The organism is Citrobacter sp. XY323, from assembly GCF_025106035.1.
GTDB lineage: Bacteria > Pseudomonadota > Gammaproteobacteria > Enterobacterales > Enterobacteriaceae > Citrobacter > Citrobacter braakii.
The window spans coordinates 25,973-40,016 of record NZ_JANYUK010000004.1; the positions used below are offsets into that span (position 1 = coordinate 25,973).

14 protein-coding genes are annotated in these 14,044 nt (G+C 46.8%); 7 read left to right on the plus strand and 7 right to left on the minus strand.

Features of this window, described 5'->3' with window-relative positions; genetic code table 11:
* Nucleotides 1-99 precede the first annotated feature (99 nt).
* Together dadX and N0B36_RS06505 are read right to left on the minus strand one after the other, a co-directional pair.
* Entirely contained in the window at nucleotides 100-1,170 is a 1,071-nt protein-coding gene (gene dadX / locus N0B36_RS06500; protein WP_016156782.1) for a catabolic alanine racemase DadX, read from the minus strand.
* Between the two features lie 12 nt (nucleotides 1,171-1,182).
* On the minus strand, nucleotides 1,183-2,481 hold the full coding sequence (locus N0B36_RS06505; RefSeq protein ID WP_016156783.1) for a D-amino acid dehydrogenase: 1,299 nt from the start codon (nucleotides 2,479-2,481) through the stop codon (nucleotides 1,183-1,185).
* Between the two features lie 322 nt (nucleotides 2,482-2,803).
* Between N0B36_RS06505 and N0B36_RS06510 the strand changes: the two genes are divergently transcribed.
* Nucleotides 2,804-4,336 carry a SpoVR family protein gene (locus tag N0B36_RS06510; protein ID WP_200107847.1) on the plus strand — a complete coding sequence of 511 codons (1,533 nt, stop codon included), beginning with the start codon at nucleotides 2,804-2,806 and terminating at the stop codon, nucleotides 4,334-4,336.
* Nucleotides 4,337-4,411: 75 nt separating this feature from the next.
* Here N0B36_RS06510 and fadR read toward each other — a convergent pair whose 3' ends face one another.
* Nucleotides 4,412-5,131 (minus strand): fatty acid metabolism transcriptional regulator FadR, encoded by a 720-nt coding sequence (gene fadR, locus N0B36_RS06515; protein ID WP_016153370.1) that lies wholly within the window; start codon nucleotides 5,129-5,131, stop codon nucleotides 4,412-4,414.
* A 236-nt stretch (nucleotides 5,132-5,367) separates the two neighbouring features.
* Between fadR and nhaB the strand changes: the two genes are divergently transcribed.
* The 6 genes from nhaB to N0B36_RS06545 all read left to right on the plus strand — a co-directional run bounded on the left by nhaB (nucleotide 5,368) and on the right by N0B36_RS06545 (nucleotide 11,223).
* Nucleotides 5,368-6,912 carry a Na(+)/H(+) antiporter NhaB gene (gene nhaB, locus N0B36_RS06520; RefSeq protein WP_181221714.1) on the plus strand — a complete coding sequence of 515 codons (1,545 nt, stop codon included), beginning with the start codon at nucleotides 5,368-5,370 and terminating at the stop codon, nucleotides 6,910-6,912.
* A gap of 141 nt (nucleotides 6,913-7,053) precedes the next feature.
* On the plus strand, nucleotides 7,054-7,584 hold the full coding sequence (gene dsbB / locus N0B36_RS06525) for a disulfide bond formation protein DsbB (protein WP_259686206.1): 531 nt from the start codon (nucleotides 7,054-7,056) through the stop codon (nucleotides 7,582-7,584).
* Nucleotides 7,585-7,694: 110 nt separating this feature from the next.
* Complete coding sequence (locus N0B36_RS06530) at nucleotides 7,695-8,036, plus strand: DUF1971 domain-containing protein (RefSeq protein WP_016153372.1); 342 nt, start codon at nucleotides 7,695-7,697, stop codon at nucleotides 8,034-8,036.
* A 397-nt stretch (nucleotides 8,037-8,433) separates the two neighbouring features.
* Nucleotides 8,434-8,796, plus strand: coding sequence for a GtrA family protein (locus N0B36_RS06535; protein WP_235117184.1), 363 nt, complete (start codon nucleotides 8,434-8,436; stop codon nucleotides 8,794-8,796).
* Nucleotides 8,793-9,725, plus strand: a complete 933-nt coding sequence (locus tag N0B36_RS06540; RefSeq protein ID WP_235117152.1) for a glycosyltransferase family 2 protein — start codon at nucleotides 8,793-8,795, stop codon at nucleotides 9,723-9,725. Before N0B36_RS06535 ends, N0B36_RS06540 begins: the two co-directional genes overlap by 4 nt.
* On the plus strand, nucleotides 9,712-11,223 hold the full coding sequence (locus N0B36_RS06545; protein WP_259686207.1) for a hypothetical protein: 1,512 nt from the start codon (nucleotides 9,712-9,714) through the stop codon (nucleotides 11,221-11,223). Before N0B36_RS06540 ends, N0B36_RS06545 begins: the two co-directional genes overlap by 14 nt.
* A gap of 287 nt (nucleotides 11,224-11,510) precedes the next feature.
* On the opposite strand, the gene N0B36_RS06550 is transcribed toward N0B36_RS06545, so the two are convergent.
* Genes N0B36_RS06550 through N0B36_RS06565 form a run of 4 tightly spaced genes read right to left on the minus strand, consistent with a single transcriptional unit; the run spans nucleotide 11,511 to nucleotide 14,027 of the window.
* Nucleotides 11,511-12,689 carry an SGNH/GDSL hydrolase family protein gene (locus N0B36_RS06550; protein WP_235117150.1) on the minus strand — a complete coding sequence of 393 codons (1,179 nt, stop codon included), beginning with the start codon at nucleotides 12,687-12,689 and terminating at the stop codon, nucleotides 11,511-11,513.
* Between the two features lie 57 nt (nucleotides 12,690-12,746).
* Nucleotides 12,747-13,109: a hypothetical protein gene (locus N0B36_RS06555; protein ID WP_235117149.1), complete on the minus strand. Its 363-nt coding sequence runs from the start codon at nucleotides 13,107-13,109 to the stop codon at nucleotides 12,747-12,749.
* Nucleotides 13,110-13,142: 33 nt separating this feature from the next.
* A complete protein-coding gene (locus N0B36_RS06560) occupies nucleotides 13,143-13,667 on the minus strand; it encodes a hypothetical protein (RefSeq protein WP_235117148.1) in 525 nt (174 codons plus the stop codon).
* A 15-nt stretch (nucleotides 13,668-13,682) separates the two neighbouring features.
* Complete coding sequence (locus N0B36_RS06565) at nucleotides 13,683-14,027, minus strand: hypothetical protein (protein ID WP_235117147.1); 345 nt, start codon at nucleotides 14,025-14,027, stop codon at nucleotides 13,683-13,685.
* Nucleotides 14,028-14,044: the final 17 nt, after the last annotated feature.

A 14,044-nucleotide genomic window follows, 5' to 3' on the forward strand; every position in this document is an offset into this window, starting at 1 on the left:
GCCGGGCGGCGGCAGCGCCTTGCCCGGTCTGCTTTCTGCGTCGCATAAACGGTGTAGCCGGATGAAACGCATCAGCGTCGACATCCGGCTTCAGATACGTTACACCGTCACAACCGGCACGCGCAGCGCCAGAGAACACATCAACTCGTAGCCCACCGTACCCGCGGCGCTGGCCACATCGTCAATTTTAATCTCTTTGCCCCACAGCTCTACCGGCGTCCCGATCCCCGCTTGCGGACACGGTGTCAGATCTACCGCCAGCATATCCATTGAGACCGTCCCCACCGTTGTCGTGCGTACGCCGTCCACCAACACCGGCGTTCCGCTTGGCGCATGGCGCGGGTAACCGTCTGCATACCCGGTCGCCACAATGCCAATGCGCTGCTCGCCGCTGGCGGTATAGCGTCCCCCGTAGCCCACCCGATCTCCAGCTTTCAGCGTCTGTATGCCGATTATCTCGCTGCTCAGGGTCATGACCGGTTTCAGGCCGGTATTGGCGATGTCCCGCCACTGTCCCGAAGGTGATGCGCCATACAAAATAATGCCCGGGCGCACCCAGTCATAATGTGCTTCAGGGTGCCACAGTGTGGCGGCCGAATTGGACAGCGACCGTCTGCACTCCAGCCCTTCTGTCGCCTGTGCAATCCGCGCCATAGCTTCCTGAATACCTTCCGGGTGCTCCGCATCTGCAAAGTGGGACATCAGCGTCATTTCACCGACGTTGGGCATTGCCCGCAGCTGTTGCCAGACCGTTGATACTCTTTCCGGTAAGAAACCCAGTCGGTTCATGCCGCTGTTCACCTTCAGGTAAACATCCAGCGGCGCGTTGAGGCGCGCATTCTGCAGCGCTTTTAATTGCCAGTTACTGTGTACACAGGTGGTCAGACGATATTTGTCATACACCATCAGGTCTTCAGCGTGGAAAAATCCCTCCAGCATGAGTATCGGGCCTTTCCACCCGCGCTCACGCAGGGTTATCGCTTCTTCAAGATTGAGCATGGCAAAACCGTCGGTTGTACCCAGCGCATTCCAGACACGTTCAATGCCGTGTCCGTAGGCATTGGCTTTCACCACCGACCAGACGCGGGCGTCCGGCGCGGCCTGGCGAGTAATGGTCAGGTTTTGTTTCAACGCCTGCAGGTCAATGCTGGCCAGTATCGGGCGAGTCATCTCACGTCCTTATCAGTTATGTGCGCCATGTAAATGCCGTGGACGAGATGGGGTAAACCCCGGGCTGTAACGCGCCACGCTCAGATCGTCGTAAGGAATGGCTGGTGTGCGGCCAGACAGAATGTCGCTCAGCAACTGACCCGAACCGCAGGCCATGGTCCAGCCCAGCGTGCCGTGGCCGGTATTAAGCAGTAGATTCTTAAAGCGCGTTCGCCCGATCACTGGCGTACCGTCCGGCGTCATCGGACGCAGCCCGGTCCAGAAGGTTGCCTGCTCCACATGCCCACCGCGCGGAAAAAGATCGCGGACGACCATCTCCAGCGTCTCACGACGGGGTTGCAGCAATTCCGTATTGAAGCCGACAATCTCCGCCATGCCGCCAACGCGAATACGGTTATCAAAGCGGGTAATGGCGATTTTGTAGGTTTCATCAAGGATCGTTGAAACCGGTGCGCCGTCATCTTGCGCCACAGGAATGGTCAATGAATAGCCTTTGAGCGGATAGACCGGAATATCAACGATCCCTTTTAGCATCGCCGTAGAGTACGAGCCGAATGCCATCACATAGGCATCGGCTTTGACTATCTCCTCGCCACACTGAACGCCATAAATCTGCTCACCATCGCTCAGCAGCTTATCGACCGGAGTATTAAAGCGAAATTTCACACCCGCCTGCTCCGCCATCAGCGCCAGACGCTGGGTAAACAGCTGGCAGTCACCGGTTTCGTCATTCGGTAAACGCAGACCGCCGGTCAGCTTGTGTGCCACTTCCGCCAGCGCCGGTTCAACTTCCGCCAGACGGCTTGCTTCCAGGAGCTGATACGGCACGCCGGCGTCTTCGAGGACGGCGATGTCGCGGGTCGCGTTCTCATACTGTTGAGCGGTACGGAACAGTTGCAACGTTCCGCCCTGGCGTCCTTCGTACTCGATACCGGTAGAGGCGCGTAGCGCTTTCAGGCAATCACGGCTGTATTCCGCCAGTCGCACCATCCGGCCCTTGTTTTCCATGTAATGGCTGGTGTCGCAGTTGCGTAGCATCTGCCACATCCATTTCAACTGGAACTGCGTCCCGTCGAGGCGAACGGCCAGCGGCGCATGGCGCTGAAACATCCATTTAATTGCTTTAAGCGGGACGCCTGGCGCCGCCCAGGGTGCTGCATAACCTGGAGAGATTTGCCCCGCGTTCGCCGCACTGGTTTCCAGTGCCGGACCGGGCTCACGATCAATGACGGTGACTTCGTGTCCAGCCTGACTTAAGTACCAGGCGCTGGTCACGCCAACGACACCACTTCCCAGTATGACAACTCGCATAGCCACTCCGTTAACAGTAAAAGAACAATCATCTAATTACATCTTGATAACTCAGTTGAAAATATTATTCAACATATGGCTTTTTTATGGTGACTTATCTCACATATGGCGGTGATGGCGGGGAACTCCCTGCTTTGGTATCTCCTGCTGTGCGTTATTTTTATCCAGCATAAAATTTTGCGGCCATACCGTTTTTCGACGCCTCGCTAACAAGAAATCGCAAAGAAAAAATTTCAGCCGCAGCACGTTTTTTAACACCATGATCTATGCTTGAAATGAGGTACTCCAGACAGAGAGTGCCGCCAACAATGAGGGTGCGCGAATGGCTACGATTGATTCCATGAACAAGGACAGCACACGGTTAAGCGATGGACCCGACTGGACGTTTGATCTGCTGGATGTCTATCTGGCGGAAATAGACCGCGTGGCGAAACTCTACAGACTGGATACCTACCCGCACCAAATCGAGGTGATCACCTCCGAACAAATGATGGACGCTTACTCCAGCGTCGGGATGCCAATCAACTATCCGCACTGGTCGTTTGGTAAAAAATTTATTGAAACCGAGCGTTTGTATAAGCATGGTCAGCAGGGGCTGGCCTATGAGATTGTTATCAACTCCAATCCGTGTATCGCGTATCTGATGGAGGAGAACACCATCACCATGCAGGCGTTGGTGATGGCGCATGCCTGCTACGGACATAACTCCTTCTTTAAAAACAACTATTTGTTCCGTAGCTGGACGGATGCCAGCTCCATCGTCGATTACCTGATCTTCGCGCGAAACTATATTACCCAGTGTGAAGAGCGTTACGGCGTGGATGAAGTCGAAAAGCTCCTCGACTCCTGTCACGCGCTGATGAACTACGGCGTGGATCGTTACAAACGCCCGCAAAAAATCTCCCTACAGGAAGAGAAAGCCCGACAGAAAAGCCGTGAAGAGTATCTGCAAAGCCAGGTAAATATGTTGTGGCGTACGCTGCCGAAGAAAGAGGAAGAGAAAACCGTTGCGGAAGCCCGACGTTATCCTTCTGAACCGCAGGAGAACCTTCTGTACTTCATGGAGAAGAACGCCCCGCTGCTGGAATCCTGGCAACGCGAAGTGCTGCGCATTGTGCGCAAGGTCAGCCAGTATTTTTATCCGCAGAAACAGACGCAGGTGATGAACGAAGGGTGGGCCACTTTCTGGCATTACACCATCCTTAATCACCTTTATGACGAAGGTAAAGTCACCGAACGGTTTATGCTGGAGTTTTTACATAGCCATACCAACGTGGTATTCCAGCCGCCGTACAACAGCCCGTGGTATAGCGGCATAAACCCCTATGCCCTGGGTTTTGCCATGTTCCAGGATATTAAACGAATTTGTCAGTCGCCTACCGAAGAGGACAAATACTGGTTCCCGGATATAGCGGGTTCTGACTGGCTGGAAACCCTGCATTTCGCGATGCGCGATTTCAAAGATGAGAGCTTCATCAGCCAGTTTCTGTCACCGAAGGTTATGCGTGATTTCCGCCTGTTCACCGTGCTGGATGACGATCGTCATAATTTTCTGGAGATTTCCGCGATTCACAACGAGGAAGGATATCGTGAGATCCGCAACAGGCTGTCGTCGCAATATAACCTGAGCAACCTTGAGCCGAATATTCAAATCTGGAATGTCGATCTGCGCGGCGACCGCTCGCTCACCTTGCGCTATATTCCTCATAACCGCGCTCCGCTGGATAAAGGACGCAAAGAGGTGCTCAAGCATGTGCACCGGCTCTGGGGTTTTGACGTGATGCTGGAGCAGCAGAATGAAGACGGCAGTGTGGAACTGCTGGAGCGTTGCCCGCCGAGGATGAACGGTCTGTAAATCTTATTGCCGCATGGCGACGCGAAAACGTCTTATCCGGCCTACAATGCATTTCGTAGGCCGGATAAGCTGCGATTAGCGCCCCTGAATAGCTAAATCGCCCGGCAGGTTTTTCTGCATACGATGCCAAATTTCGCCGCTGTCGTGACCATAGCGACGCACCGTTTCATATACCTGCTCATGAGCACCCTGATCACAAAGTTCTGACAGCTTACGGTAAAAGCTCAGCGCCAGTGCGCGGGCTTCCGGATTGGCGAAATAATGGCGGCCAATGCGGGTATATAATCCCTTCATTCCATTGAGGATCAAACCGTAAATCGGATTGCCAGAGGCAAATGCCAGACCGCGGAAAATGTTATAGTCCAGATCGGCGAACGCATCAGCATGGTCGGCCACCTGATTTGCCGTTGCCAGAACCTCCTGCGCTTTATCAGGATGCTGGCGAAACGCGGTACGAACAAAGATCGTCGAGATGTTGGTACGCACGGACAGCAGATTATCAATAAGCTGCGGTACGCTCTCGTGATCGAGACGCGCCAGCGTTTCAAGGATATTTAGCCCGGAGGTTTCCCAGAAGTTATTCACCTTCGTCGGCTTGCCGTGTTGAATGGTCAACCAGCCGTCCCGCGCCAGACGCTGTAATACCTCGCGTAACGTGGTACGTGTCACTCCAATCAGTTCAGAGAGTTCACGTTCAGCAGGCAAAATAGTGCCAGGTGGGAAGCGGTTATTCCAGATACTTTCAATGATGTACTCTTCCGCGAACCCAGCCGGGCTTTGCGCCTTAATGACCATAGTGATAATTCCATTACACAGCAAAACATAGTTACAGTTATCATACCAGACGGGCTACATGGCTGATAGCTGACGCAATGAAGAAAAAGTGGATCAAGGCTTCATTTTCCAGATTACGCTGAAGCACAGCCAGCCTTGTCCGTCGCGTGAATAGCTTGCCTGTACTCCCTCCTCCCGCTAAGCTTTGCGGTCAAACATAAAAACATGATTTCATTTTTAAAGGTAGGGAAATCACCATGGAGCTATCATGGGGCCGCGCTATGTGGCGCAATTTTTTAGGTCAATCACCTGACTGGTACAAACTTGCACTACTCGTATTCTTAGTCGTTAACCCGGTTATATTTTTCATCAATCCCTTTATTGCGGGCTGGCTGTTGGTGGCCGAGTTCATTTTTACGCTGGCGATGGCGTTAAAATGTTACCCGCTGCTACCAGGCGGGCTGCTAGCCATCGAGGCGGTCATCATCGGCATGACCAGCGCCACACATGTGCGTGAAGAGGTTGCCGCTAACCTTGAGGTGCTATTGCTGCTGATGTTTATGGTGGCTGGCATCTACTTTATGAAGCAGTTGCTGCTGTTTATTTTCACCCGCCTACTGCTTACGATTCGCTCCAAGATGCTGCTGTCGCTGGCATTTTGCGTTGCCGCCGCCTTCCTTTCTGCATTCCTGGATGCGCTGACCGTCGTTGCCGTGGTAATCAGCGTAGCGGTTGGTTTTTATGGTATCTACCATCGCTTCGCCTCTTCCCGCACGGAAGACAACAATATGCTCGATGATAGCCATATCGATCAGCACAATAAGATCGTACTGGAGCAGTTCCGTGGTTTTCTGCGCAGCCTGATGATGCATGCGGGTGTCGGTACAGCGTTAGGCGGCGTAATGACTATGGTCGGCGAACCGCAAAACCTGATTATCGCCAAAGCGGCTGGCTGGCATTTTGGTGACTTTTTCCTACGCATGTCGCCGGTCACCGTCCCGGTGCTGATTTGCGGCCTGTTAACCTGCATGCTGGTTGAGAAATTGCGCTGGTTTGGCTATGGCGAAACGCTGCCGGAGACCGTCCGCGATGTCCTGCAACAGTTTGACGATCAAAGCCGTCAGCAGCGTACTCGTCAGGAAAAAATCAAACTGATTGTCCAGGCGATTATCGGTATCTGGCTGGTGGTTGCCCTGGCCCTGCATCTGGCGGAAGTCGGATTAATCGGTCTGTCCGTCATTATCCTGGCCACGTCGTTGACCGGCGTTACTGACGAACACGCGATTGGTAAAGCGTTTACCGAGTCGCTGCCTTTTACCGCCCTGCTGACCGTGTTCTTCTCTATCGTTGCGGTGATTATCGATCAACAGCTCTTTTCACCGATTATTCAGTTTGTTTTGCAGTCCTCTGAACATGCTCAACTGACGCTGTTCTATCTCTTTAACGGCCTGCTGTCTTCTATCTCGGATAACGTGTTTGTCGGCACCATCTACATTAACGAAGCCAAAGCCGCGTTGGAACATGGGACCATCAGCCTTAACCAATTTGAGCTGTTAGCGGTGGCGATCAATACCGGGACTAACCTGCCTTCCGTTGCTACGCCAAACGGCCAGGCGGCATTCCTGTTCCTGCTGACCTCCGCGCTGGCACCATTGATTCGACTCTCTTATGGTCGCATGGTGTGGATGGCTCTGCCTTATACTCTCGTCCTGACGCTGGTTGGTCTGCTTTGCGTCGAGTTCACGCTTGTACCGGTGACTGAGTGGATGACCCAGGCGGGCTGGTTAGCTACACTTTCATAACAATTTACCGGGCAAATCACTGCCCGGTTTGACTTTTTGCATGATAATTATCCGATTACTCAAATTTTCAATTCCTGCTAGTGGCGCATAAATTGAATTGGTTTAAACTGCGCTCTCTACGCATGTTGCAGGGAAATTATTATGTTGCGATTTTTAAACCAGTGCTCCCGAGGTCGTGGTGCATGGTTATTGTTGGCGTTAACCGCCTTTGCGCTGGAGCTTGTCGCGCTGTGGTTCCAGCACGTCATGCTGCTAAAACCTTGCGTGTTGTGTATTTACGAACGTAGCGCATTATTTGGCGTGATGGGCGCGGGGCTGATGGGGGCTATCGCACCAAAAACGCCGCTGCGCTATGTGGCGATGATTATCTGGATTTACAGTGCCTGGCGCGGACTGCAGTTAGCGTATGAGCACACCATGATTCAGTTGCACCCATCACCGTTTATGACCTGTGATTTTGCCGCACGCTTCCCGAGCTGGCTACCGCTGGACAAATGGCTGCCGCAGGTGTTTTTAGCATCCGGTGACTGTGCTGAACGCCAGTGGTCTTTTTTAACCCTGGAAATGCCACAGTGGCTGTTGGGGATCTTCGCCGCTTACCTGGTGGTCGCCGTGCTGGTAGTCCTAGCACAGCCGTTTAAACCGAAAAAACGTGACCTCTTCGGTCGCTAACAGAGACGCTCCTTCGGGAGCGTTTTTTTTGCCTTAAATTCATTGCCTGCTGGCATCTATAAGATGTATATTAAATACATCTTATAGATGCCACACCAAGGAGATGTCTGATGTCCCATTTACGCATCCCGGCAAACTGGAAAGTAAAACGCTCTACTCCCTTCTTTACCAAAGACAACGTCCCGGCAGCACTTCTTTCTCACCATAACACCGCAGCAGGCGTGTTTGGACAGCTCTGCGTGATGGAAGGTACGGTAACGTATTATGGCTTTGCCAATGAAGACGCAAAAGAACCTGAAGTGAAAGTGGTGATTAATGCCGGTCAGTTCGCGACCAGCCCACCGCAGTACTGGCATCGCGTTGAATTAAGCGACGATGCGCAATTCAACATTAACTTCTGGGTGGAAGATGACAACCACTCCGATGAGATGTATCAGGCGAAAAAGTCTTAACCCTTAACGCCTGCTAATCGATGGGCGGCTCAGTCCGCCCATGAAGGTTTGTTCAGGATAGGCGGCACTATTAATTTATAGTGCGTCGAAGTGAACATAAAGCAGTCATAAAGCAGTCATAAAGCAGAGTGTTAGCGCAAGACGAATCACCACCTCTCGAGGTTTTGAGTTGTTTTGCGCTAATTTTTTGCCCCATCCATGCCCCATCACGCATCCCACCTTCGAAAAACATGCAAAGCCTTGCAAACCGATGCAAAGCTTTGTGTGTCCCGCTTTTGTCTCACTTCACCTTACATATCAAAAAGCCAACCTGATTGGGCTTCTCTTCCATGCTATGTCGATCATCCAGATGTATGATGATAGACTTTGTGCCTCTACGAATTGACTGATCCTCATAATGTTAAAGTTATTCGCCAAATACACATCGATCGGAATCATCAACACACTCATACACTGGGTTGTGTTTGCCATATGCTTCTATGTACTGCACACAAATCAGGCACTGGCTAATTTTGCTGGCTTTGTTATTGCTGTGTCGTTTAGTTTTTTTGCCAATGCTAAGTTCACTTTCAATGCCTCAACAACAACCATGCGCTACATGCTGTATGTTGGATTTATGGGCACTCTGAGTGCTGTCGTTGGTTGGAGTGCTGACTTGTGTGCACTGCCACCTATAATAACGCTGATTGCATTTTCCGCTATCAGCCTTGTCTGCGGATTTATTTACTCTAAGTTCATTGTCTTTAGGGAAGCAAAATGAGGATTTCTCTGGTTGTTCCGGTATACAACGAAGAGGCTACGATCTCGATTTTTTATAAAACGGTTCGAGAGTATGAAGAGTTAAAAAAATACGATGTGGAAATCGTGTTCATCAATGATGGTAGCAAAGACGCAACAGAATCAATAATTGATGCACTTGCCATATCTGATCCTCTTGTTATGTCCATTTCATTCACCAGAAATTTCGGGAAAGAGCCGGCACTATTTGCTGGGCTTGAGCACGCAACTGGAGATGCAGTAATTCCAATAGACGTTGACCTGCAAGACCCTATTGAGGTAATTCCTCATCTGGTTAGAAAATGGCAAGATGGAGCGGACATGGTCCTGGCAAAGCGTGCCGACAGATCAACTGATAGCCGATTAAAACGTAAGTCTGCAGAATGGTTCTACAAGCTGCATAACAAAATCAGTAATCCAAAGATAGAGGAGAATGTCGGCGATTTTCGACTGATGTCCCGAGAAGTAGTGGAAAACATCAAAATGATGCCAGAGCGCAATCTTTTCATGAAAGGAATATTGTCATGGGTTGGTGGCAGAACTGACGTTGTTGAATATGCCAGAGCGGAAAGAGTTGCCGGTGATTCTAAATTCAATGGATGGAAGCTGTGGAATCTAGCTCTTGAGGGTATAACATCATTTTCAACCTTCCCTCTACGCATGTGGACATATATTGGACTATTGGTTGCAAGTCTTTCATTCATTTATGGCGCATGGATGATAGCAGATAAATTACTATTTGGTAATAGCGTTCCTGGGTATCCATCGCTACTAGTTTCAATACTATTTCTAGGCGGTGTGCAACTAATAGGAATTGGCGTTCTTGGTGAGTATATAGGAAGAATTTACATCGAAAGCAAAGGAAGGCCGAGATATTTATTAAAGAAAGGGAGTGATTATGATGTTAAATAATAAAAAATACTATTCAACATATATTTTGATATCGGTACTTATTATTATGTTACTGATAAGGGAGTTTTGGTTTGCTAGCAGACAGGGACTACATATCGATGAGTCTCTGTCTTTTATCCTATCCGCCTATAAAGATTATGGATGGACAAAGGTTTTTAGTTCTCTAACTGAGATAACTGGTAGCCAGGTAAGGCAGTTGATATGGTTCAGTGATGATTCTATAAAAGGAATGCTTCGCGATGTATATCATTTGTGGCAAGATAACAGAGACACTCCTCATAGCAATCTGTATTATTCATTATTAAGAGTATGGTTTACTGGGATAAATCCTGAAGGCAACACTTCATTTATAACAAACTGGGCATTTAAACTTAACCAGTTATTTTTTGTTGTTTCTTTTGTTGCCATATACGGCATCGCGAATAGGTTATTCAACAGTAAACAAATAGCAATATTAGTAGTTTTTGTTTCATTCATTAATACAGCATCTATATCAAACAGCATTTTTCTTAGACCATATCAAATGCAAGAAGCGCTTGTAGCGATATATACGCTTACCAGCCTACTTTTAATTAGAGAAAAATTATCATTACGCTTATTGTTTATCCATTCAATTTCAACATCACTTGCAATGTTGAGTGGCTACTTTGCTCTATTTTATGTTGCAATGATTTCTGTTTTCTTATTTCCATATTTAATTATAAAGTATAAAAATAATTTAAAAAACGCCATCTCATTTGCAGTAAAATACATCGCATTAACCTCGGTTATTTCTTACGCAGTATATCCAAAATATTTTTTCGTTGATGGGAACAGGCAAGGAGAGGCATTAGATAAGCTTGGTAGTTTTAGCGACAACCTAGTTAATTCAGTAAAATCATTGTCGATGATTAATGACTTCTTTCCTATCGGGGTGTTAATCGCGCTAACAGTCATAGCGGTGTCATTGTTTTTTATTGTTAAGAATAAAAGCATAATGAGTGAAACTAATTACTTTGTGTTTATTCTTGCATCAACCGTTATGATGTGGGTAATAATCGTGCAATTATTATCCCCATATAAGAATCTTGCTAGATATATATACCCATCACTGCCTATGTTTGGTTTGTTTTACGGATATATAGTATTCAGCATATATAACAATTATAAATCAGTAAAGGCATTACCCATCATTGCATCAGTAGTTATATTGATATCATCTACGTATTTATATTTTAATGGTGAAAAGGTTGATTATATTAATAAAAATAGAGCAAAAGATTGCGCCATTATTCCTGAACATAGTGTCATAATAGCAAAAACACCATGGAAAATGGGATACATTGCAACCTGCCTTAATTCAGAGGAAAAGTACGGAATGACTAATAATTTTGACTATAACCTTTTCAAATCAAAAGGGTATACCACTATAATAAGCGACCAAGATATAACCAGCGAAAACGTCAAGTTAGTCAATGGGAATGTTATGGTCTACTTCAAAAAATACACTATTAATTGATTAATGCAGCCCCATCGTTGATGGGGCTAAGTTTAGATGTTAGATGTCTGAATTATATCTGTATTAGCTTTATTAGAAGAAGGATAATTACAAGTAAAAGTCTCATTTTGTCAAAGCCATATCTTATTTATTATATTGAAAAATATGGAGACTGAATCAAACATATCTGGCTAGCTTATGATGTCTCTAAATGTGTGTTTAATATTGAGAACAACTTTGTTATTCATAGCGGATGGGTAATTATTCATAATAACCACACCCGCAATTTTAAATAGTGAGCTTTAAAATCAGACGCCAAGCGCTTCTTTTATTGAATAAGCAATCAGACGTCCACCAGTATTTTCTATTGGATGTATCTTATCTGAACCTATTAACGGAAGTCTGCTATCCACATCATAATGATGTGGTATTTCGCCAAAAACTGGCTGAAGATTCAGAAATCCTATCTTCTTCAACTTTGCTATCTCATATAGCGCGTTGGCATATTTTTTCATAGGGATTTTGTTCCCCTTTCTCGCGTTTTCACAAGGAGCGATCAGAAGGATATCGCAATCATCATTAGCCTCTCTAATACGGCTTATAATATTCAGGATATTCCGTGAATACTGGCCCACAGTTAAAGGAATGCTTTGGTCATTAGTACCGAACAGAATAGTAACAAGGTCTGGAGTCATTTCTTTAAGCCCTGACACCCATGAATCCCTATCCTTTTCTACCCAATCACGAGTTGTTGATCCTGTTGACCCCAATTTGTTTACTATGACTCCAGGGATTCCAGAGTATGTGGTTATCCCACCAATGAGGCACTCACCTGAAACCACAACGAATTCTATATTCCATGCGCCATCAAAATTACAATCGCACTCATGAAATGAAATATCAGTTTGTGATTGACTAGCGTCAATTGTTACCCATTCGCTTCCGCTGACTTTGTATTTAAATATCCCATCTGATTTCTGATAGCAGATTTTATATTTAATTACAGGGCCGCTCCCAAACACGGTTATCTTTGCTCCAATTTTGTTAGAGCCAGCAGCACTTAGGTCAGGTGTATTTCTGTTTGCGTATCCACCGATGGTCCATGACTCTGGATTATCATATTTAACAATAAATTTTTTTGACCTTCCGCAGCCATTAATCGTGAAATATCCTGGCCTGTACAGTGATCCGAAACCAATCCATCCTGAGCCACCATCACCATATTTCGCAACAAGATAGTCGGCAAGAACGCCTGAGTATCTGTCCGGTGCTTGAGTCCAACTATCACCAATAAAAGCAACGTTGAAAATCGTCTTGTCGCCGGCAGAAATTCCCATGGTCTTTATGTGAGTCGATTTTAGGCTGTTAAGTCCAAACGAATCAGGAGAAACCCTACTTTTCTCAGAATTAACCGTAGCATGCACTCTCGGTACTGATGCTGAAGCCGATGCTAAAAGTATAGCTTTAAGAATGGTTCTTCTTTCCATAGTACAATTCGCCGCGCAAAATCAGCATTTTAGGTTCTGCCCGGCTGCATGTAAACGTTATATGGTGATGTTTTGCGGCATGTCAGTATTTGCCTTATTTGCCGCTGGATATTGACAAGTCGCGCTTGAGTTTGTTGAGGAGTTATCGCCAAACCATAACTTGTTTGTTGATACAATACCTGATACTGCCGAACCAGAGCATCTGATCGCGTCTGTTGCATCCTTGAACATGTTGTCAGCCACTCTGATATTTTCGTACTGCGAAAGCCATGGCGTAGCTCCGTCATCCATCAGGATTGTTGCGTTACCAGCAGTTCCCGGTGTTGTTGACGCCACATAGTTATCTGTAAACTCTGCGTAACTAGTTCCGGTTGCTTTGGAAACGCCTGTCTGCAACTGATTGAAAAGAAAACCACCCATCTGGATATTTTTAGATACAATGAGCACTTTAGGTTAATAACCAATTGGGTGAAAATTAACAACTCGGTTAGAGCAGTTTAGGAATCTATTTCTTGTGAACAAGACTGTACAAGCAGATGAACATTTCAGTCGCATGAGAGAGGGGCCGCGATCAAATTTGTTACCTTCAATCTCTATTAGGTTCATAAGCCCAACGTTAGTTGAAGTAACAGTATCTATAAATGGTATAGTTGTTGCTGAAAAACCAGAAAAAAATGATACATTACAATCTTTAATCTGTAATTGGGTAGCAGCAGCAGCAGTTGAGAACTGCATATTATTAACATTACAGCCAGTTAATAGAATTCTGTTGAAATTCCCAAGTGATGCAAAGCCTACTGAGGCAGTAGAGTCAGACCTCATTTCAACATCTGCGAAGGTTATCGAGCTATTTACCGATCCTGCATCATCGCTCGCGTTCATGAATACCGGGCTACTTGTTGATATCAGACCACCTTCAACTTTGAACTGGCAATTGCTCATTGCTGCATAGTTATACATAAACAGCGGAGCTGTCATCACGTTGTTGCTGAATCACATGGTTGTAGATTCAATAACTGTTCCGTTTGTTCCAATCAGAAGTATTCGATCATATGCTCTGATTGTATTTCCAGAAACAACCAGTGCTCTCATCCATCCAGTATCAATCCATGGAGTAGTAGAGGTACCTGGGACAATGTGGATACCGACACCCTGTGTTTTAATGTTGTTTGCAGATACAGTAATTTGGCCCCATGGAATATTACCACTAGAACCTGGCATATCCAGAACGACGGCGTTATCTAAAACGTCTAAGTTGTTTCCTATTATTGAGAAACGAGTGAAACCACAACGGCCTTTTATGCATCCGTTACCCCTTGTGTTAACCCTGTTTTTCATTGAGTTGCCAATTACCG

Excerpts from the sequence above, each read along its gene's own strand:
- dadX (WP_016156782.1), bottom strand. The coding sequence starts at position 1,170 with ATGACTCGCCCGATACTGGCCAGCATTGACCTGCAGGCGTTGAAACAA.
- N0B36_RS06505 (WP_016156783.1), bottom strand. The coding sequence starts at position 2,481 with ATGCGAGTTGTCATACTGGGAAGTGGTGTCGTTGGCGTGACCAGCGCC.
- N0B36_RS06510 (WP_200107847.1), top strand. The coding sequence starts at position 2,804 with ATGGCTACGATTGATTCCATGAACAAGGACAGCACACGGTTAAGCGAT.
- fadR (WP_016153370.1), bottom strand. The coding sequence starts at position 5,131 with ATGGTCATTAAGGCGCAAAGCCCGGCTGGGTTCGCGGAAGAGTACATC.
- nhaB (WP_181221714.1), top strand. The coding sequence starts at position 5,368 with ATGGAGCTATCATGGGGCCGCGCTATGTGGCGCAATTTTTTAGGTCAA.
- dsbB (WP_259686206.1), top strand. The coding sequence starts at position 7,054 with ATGTTGCGATTTTTAAACCAGTGCTCCCGAGGTCGTGGTGCATGGTTA.
- N0B36_RS06530 (WP_016153372.1), top strand. The coding sequence starts at position 7,695 with ATGTCCCATTTACGCATCCCGGCAAACTGGAAAGTAAAACGCTCTACT.
- N0B36_RS06535 (WP_235117184.1), top strand. The coding sequence starts at position 8,434 with ATGTTAAAGTTATTCGCCAAATACACATCGATCGGAATCATCAACACA.
- N0B36_RS06540 (WP_235117152.1), top strand. The coding sequence starts at position 8,793 with ATGAGGATTTCTCTGGTTGTTCCGGTATACAACGAAGAGGCTACGATC.
- N0B36_RS06545 (WP_259686207.1), top strand. The coding sequence starts at position 9,712 with ATGATGTTAAATAATAAAAAATACTATTCAACATATATTTTGATATCG.
- N0B36_RS06550 (WP_235117150.1), bottom strand. The coding sequence starts at position 12,689 with ATGGAAAGAAGAACCATTCTTAAAGCTATACTTTTAGCATCGGCTTCA.
- N0B36_RS06555 (WP_235117149.1), bottom strand. The coding sequence starts at position 13,109 with ATGGGTGGTTTTCTTTTCAATCAGTTGCAGACAGGCGTTTCCAAAGCA.
- N0B36_RS06560 (WP_235117148.1), bottom strand. The coding sequence starts at position 13,667 with ATGACAGCTCCGCTGTTTATGTATAACTATGCAGCAATGAGCAATTGC.
- N0B36_RS06565 (WP_235117147.1), bottom strand. The coding sequence starts at position 14,027 with ATGAAAAACAGGGTTAACACAAGGGGTAACGGATGCATAAAAGGCCGT.